This window comes from Thermogemmatispora sp., from assembly GCF_042408735.1.
Classification (GTDB): Bacteria; Chloroflexota; Ktedonobacteria; order Ktedonobacterales; family Ktedonobacteraceae; genus Thermogemmatispora.
This window is the reverse complement of record NZ_JBHOQV010000112.1, coordinates 1-4,767: the sequence shown is the minus strand read 5'-3', so window position 1 is coordinate 4,767 and position 4,767 is coordinate 1. Positions and strand designations below refer to the sequence as shown.

Here is a 4,767-nt window from a genome sequence, read left to right as displayed (position 1 = left end):
CTTCCAGGAACAGCCCCCTGGCCGGACGCGAACGCTGGTGATTGTGGACGAGTTTCAGTGGTTTCTGGGAGTACGCTGGCGGATGCTCGCGGAGCTCAGGAAATTCGGCGCGCACTTCGCCCTGGCAACGCAGTCCTTAGCGTTCTTCCGGCAAGAAGCGCAGGAGCACAAGGTGCTGGCCCAAATCCTGGCGAATGTCCAAAGCATCCTGGCGTTTGCCGGCAGCGCGGACGATGCTCAGACGCTCGCTCCCGAATTGGGAATCACGGCGGAGGATGTGCAGAGCCTCCCGCGCCATCACCGCTATGCCCGGTTACCCGTCGCAGGAGAACGCATCACCTGCTCGCTCCAGTTGTTGCTGCCCGACGCAGCGGACCCGGCCCTAGCGCTGGGACTGGTATGTCGCCAGCCCCAGAGGAGTGATCCTGGTGGCCAGGATGCTGCAGTGTGATCCTGGCGCACTGGCTGCGCAGCACGGCTACACCAGAGCGCAACTGCTCCAGTGTCTGCCGCGCCTGGCTGACTGGAGCCTCTGCCAGCAGCTCTTGCGAGGTGCTCCGCCGCGCGCCCACTCAGCTGACGGCGCGACTGCCGGCCCCGCTGCAGATCAGTGCCGCACACGGGCAGGTCCGCTGGCTCTGGACCTGGCTACGGGACTACCGGAGCGCGTTCCTGCTTGGTCAGCAGCGCTGGCCCCTGCAAGCGACAGCGCTCTTCTGGCTCGGCGTCCAGGATCTGTCAGTGGGAGCGGAGGGCAGACGGGACACCACCACGGAAGAGCAGCAAGCCAGCAGCCTCTGCAGCGTGCACCTCCCGCTGCTGCTCGATCCAGGCCTGCCTCTCGCTGACGAAGTGCAGCGACTCTGCCAGCAGGTGATCGGCTGGTTGGCCCTCCAGGCTCATGCCCAGCGCGAGCCGTGTCCGCGGGTGGGGCCAGTACTCTTGCTCCTGCCAACCGGCTCAGGGCCTGCTGCTCCGCCCCGCCGGCTCCAGCTCTGGCGGCAGGCCGCGGAACGCGCTTGTCAGCAGCTTGGCCTCTCTGGCCTCGCAGAGCAGCAGGCCCCGCTGATCCTGGCGGCCTGCATCCCTCCAGGCCCACGCCTGGCCTGGCACTCCCTCACCTGGCACGCCCTCTGGGCTGAGCGCCCCTGCTCCTTCTGGCCGCTCAGCCAAAGACACACCCGCTGGTTCGTGGCGTCCCTCAACCCTTCCCCCACGCAGCAGGCCCATCTCCCTGAGCTGGCTTCCCTCAGCACCCGGCTGGGAGCGCGCCATCTGCAGGTGCTTCGTCACGTGTTCACACTTCCCCTGGCCACCACCGACGAACTGGCAAGCGTCTTTGCACAGCCTGCACGCACCCAGGCCACCCTCGCGCATCTGTTGGCCGAGCTGCGCCGGCTGGGCTGTGTGCGCCCCATCGAGCCTCCTGCTCCCCGGCCCCAACCTCGCGGCGGCAGTCCCCACTGGAGACTGACGGAACGAGGGCTGCAGTTGCTTGCAGCAGTGACAGGCCTGCCCCTCTCTGCGCTGGCATCTCGCTCGGATGCCTGGCCAGGGGAGCAGTGGGGACAGCGGGCGGTACGCGGGCTGTGGCGTCAGTGGGAGCATACCCAGCAGCTCCATCGTCTCCTCCTGCAGCTGATCCAGGCGGCACAGCAGCGAGCGATCTGGTGGGACTTGGCTCCTCACACCCGTCACGAGGATGACCGCCTCACGGTCATCCCCGATCTGCTGTTCGCCTATCGAGACGCCCAGCGAAACGTGCTCGCCTGGATTGAGGTAGACCGCGGGACGCTCAAGCTACCGCAGTATCATGCGAAGTGGCACCGCTACCTGGCGTTGAGCCAGCGACAGGCTCGCAGACTCTCCCTCTATCTGGTCTGTCCGGATGGGGCACAGTCGCGCATGAGCCACGTGATCCAGCAGGCCACTGCCCACCAGCCCGCTGAGTATCTTGTCGTTCGACTCGCCGAGTGGGAGCAGGTGCAGCGTGCAGGAACCTCCGTGCTCCATGCTCCGCTCTGGCGCCAGATTCTGCCTCCTCCAGGTCGGGGTCAGGTCGCTTTCCTTGACCCATGAGGATCACTCACGGCGCACGCCCCTCCTGATCCTTCTCTCTGGTCAGCGCGAAGGAAGGGAAGCATCTTCCTGACGCACGCACATCATCCTCCCTCAGCTCTGGCAAAGACGTTCCTAGCGCTTCCGATTGGAAGCAGTGAGAGGGGTCAGGAGATGACCCCCCGTTCTTCCCCTTGCATCTCAGGCAGATCGCTCTCGATCAGCTCCCTTCGCCTCCGTTCCCGCTTCCGCTCCGGAGGCGCTTTGCTCTTCCGTTGCACCGAGTCTGCACAGAGAGGGTAGCGCCTTGCTTCTGAAACGAGAAGGGCAAACGAGAAGGGCAGTGGTGTGGAACGAGCAGGTAAGCCAGCGATCCCGATCAATGTAAGCTGGCAGTCATCCCGGATGGCAGGACCCGCTTCTGGAACAGACAGATGGATCGGTACGGCATCCGTGCAGCCGCACTTCTCGACCGAAAGTGAGTGTTTTACCTTGCCGTCTTGACAAACATCTTTGTCTCTGCTACGATCGGAATATCTCTTCCCTTGTATCGCTCTCATCCTTCCCATCGACGCAGAGCAGTGGTCCGCTGCCAGAGATGCTTGTTCTGCTGCCCGAGTCCATCAATCGCGACCAGTGGGGCCGATTCATTGATGGAACGACATCAATTCATTCAAACAGGGACGCAGATCCAGCAAGGGCAGATCCCCAGACGGCCATCAGTCTGGAAGCAAGAAGAAGCCCATGTGCAGCAAAGATCCTCTGCAGGAGAAGATGTACGGGCCTTTTGCCGGCTGCTGGCACGGATTCTTCTCCGCACACTCCAGGAGCAGCAGGCCTCGTCGACGCAAGAAGTCGGAGCAGGGATGAGAGCTGGGCAAGGGGATGTTCGTCTGCAAAGGGAGCCGACAGAGACACTCGCTCGCCCAGCTACGACCGAGGATCTCTCGGGAAGAGAGGGAAGGCACAGGCTCCCGTTCCAACTTCCTCGTCACAAGGTGGAGCAATGAGCAGGCTGTCTTCTTTCCTCTCCAAACTCCCTGGTCAGCCACCCAAGCTGCAGGTCGCAGGGTACGTGCGTCGCTCCAGTGAGATGCAGCGCGACAATTTCAGCCTGGCTGCTCAGCAGCGAGCCATCGAGGAGGCCTGCCGTCAGCGCGGCCTGCCTGAACCACGCTGGTATATCGACGATCAGAAGAGCGCCAGAAGCGATCAGATTTCCAAGCGACCGGCATTTGCCCAGTTGCTGGATGATATCAGTGAGGGGAAGATCCAGGTGGTGATGGTCCATTCCCTGGATCGGTGGTCACGCAATGTGGCGCTCACGCTGCAGAGTTTTCGCCTGCTTGCGAGCCAGCGAGTGGCGTTCATTGCGGTGCAGGAGCAGATCGACTATGGCACTCCCGAGGGGATGCTCCAGTTGACGATTCTCTCAGCCTTCGCGGCGTATTTTTCGGATACCCTGGCGAAGCACACCAGCAAGGGAAAGGCTGAGCGGGCCGCGCAGGGATTGCCGAATGGAGATATTCCCTTTGGCTATCGCTCAGGAGGGCCAAAGAACCCTCCCGAGGTTGACCCTGAAACCCATCCGGGCCTGCGGATGATCGGGGAGCTGCGCATGCAAGGGAGGACAAGCGAAGAAATTGCGGATGCATTGAACGGAGCCGGCTACCGCACAGGGAGTAAACGGTTCGGGCAGCGTCTCTTTACGCGAGATACCGTGAATGCTATCCTGCGGAACGAATTCTATGCGGCCTTTGCCCCCGGCGATGATCGGGGGACCATCCGCTACAAGGGCCGGCGGTTCCGTGGCCAGCACCAGGCCACCTTCACGTATGAGGAGTGGCAGCAGATCCGGACCATCACCGCCTCGATGCAGCGCGCCCCGGGTCGTGCCCGCTTGGCAAGGCGCGTCTACGAATTTGCTGGCTACATTGTCTGTGCACACTGTGGCTTGCCCCTGCGGAGCAAGCCTGGAGCCCGTCCTACCAGCAGCTACTATCGCGATCCAGCCAAATTGCGGCAGCTGCCTTGCCCACTCGGAGGCCACCGCATGGTCAAGGCCGAGGTGGTGCAGCAACAATTTGGCCAACTGCTCGATTCCATTCGTCTGCCTGAGAACTGGCAGGACGAGATCAGAAAGCAGTTGACCACCCTGGCCTTGGAAGAAGCTGGACGCCGGGCGCCGGAGCAAGAGAAAGAGCGGCTGCTGGGAAAGAGAGCACGGCTGGTGAAGCTCTATTCCGAGGGCTACCTGAGCGAGCGCGACTTTGAGGCGGAGGTGGCTGCCGTCGACCTGGCCCTCTATCAGCTCGAGCAGCCTGTCCTGGTCGGGATCAGCTGGGAAGAGATCCAGCAGGCCGCTGCGCAGCTTCCCCAGATACGGCACCTCTGGGAGCGGGCCACGACCGAGGAGCGGCGAGAATGGGTGATCCAGCTCTTAGAGCCGCAGGGGTTGTACTATGACCTGGAACAGCAAATGATTGCAGCCATCACCCCACGCCCCTCCTTTGGGGCACTCTTCCTTCAAGGGGAGGCTTTCCACACCAGTGAAAACAAGGAGGCCGTTGGCCTCCTTGTCACGAAAAAGTGGCGAGAGCGGAACCGACGGGCATCGGTCTCTCTTTCAGTAAATATCTTGCTTCACGAGAAAGATCTTCTTTTCCTCATCATATTCTACCACTTCCCCGAGCAGAAGCAGCAAGGGAA

General features: G+C 62.4%; 2 protein-coding genes and 1 pseudogene. All 3 read left to right on the top strand.

Annotation, left to right across the window (positions count from 1 at the left end):
• Positions 1–451 (top strand): annotated as a pseudogene (locus ACFMO7_RS09690) (hypothetical protein); the annotation flags it as partial.
• A complete protein-coding gene (locus tag ACFMO7_RS09685) occupies positions 448–2,079 on the top strand; it encodes a replication-relaxation family protein (RefSeq protein WP_376795284.1) in 1,632 nt (543 codons plus the stop codon). The pseudogene ACFMO7_RS09690 and the gene ACFMO7_RS09685, both read left to right, overlap by 4 nt.
• Before the next feature lie 985 nt (positions 2,080–3,064).
• The coding region (locus ACFMO7_RS09680) for a recombinase family protein (protein WP_376795283.1) at positions 3,065–4,767 on the top strand (1,703 nt) is incomplete at its 3' end.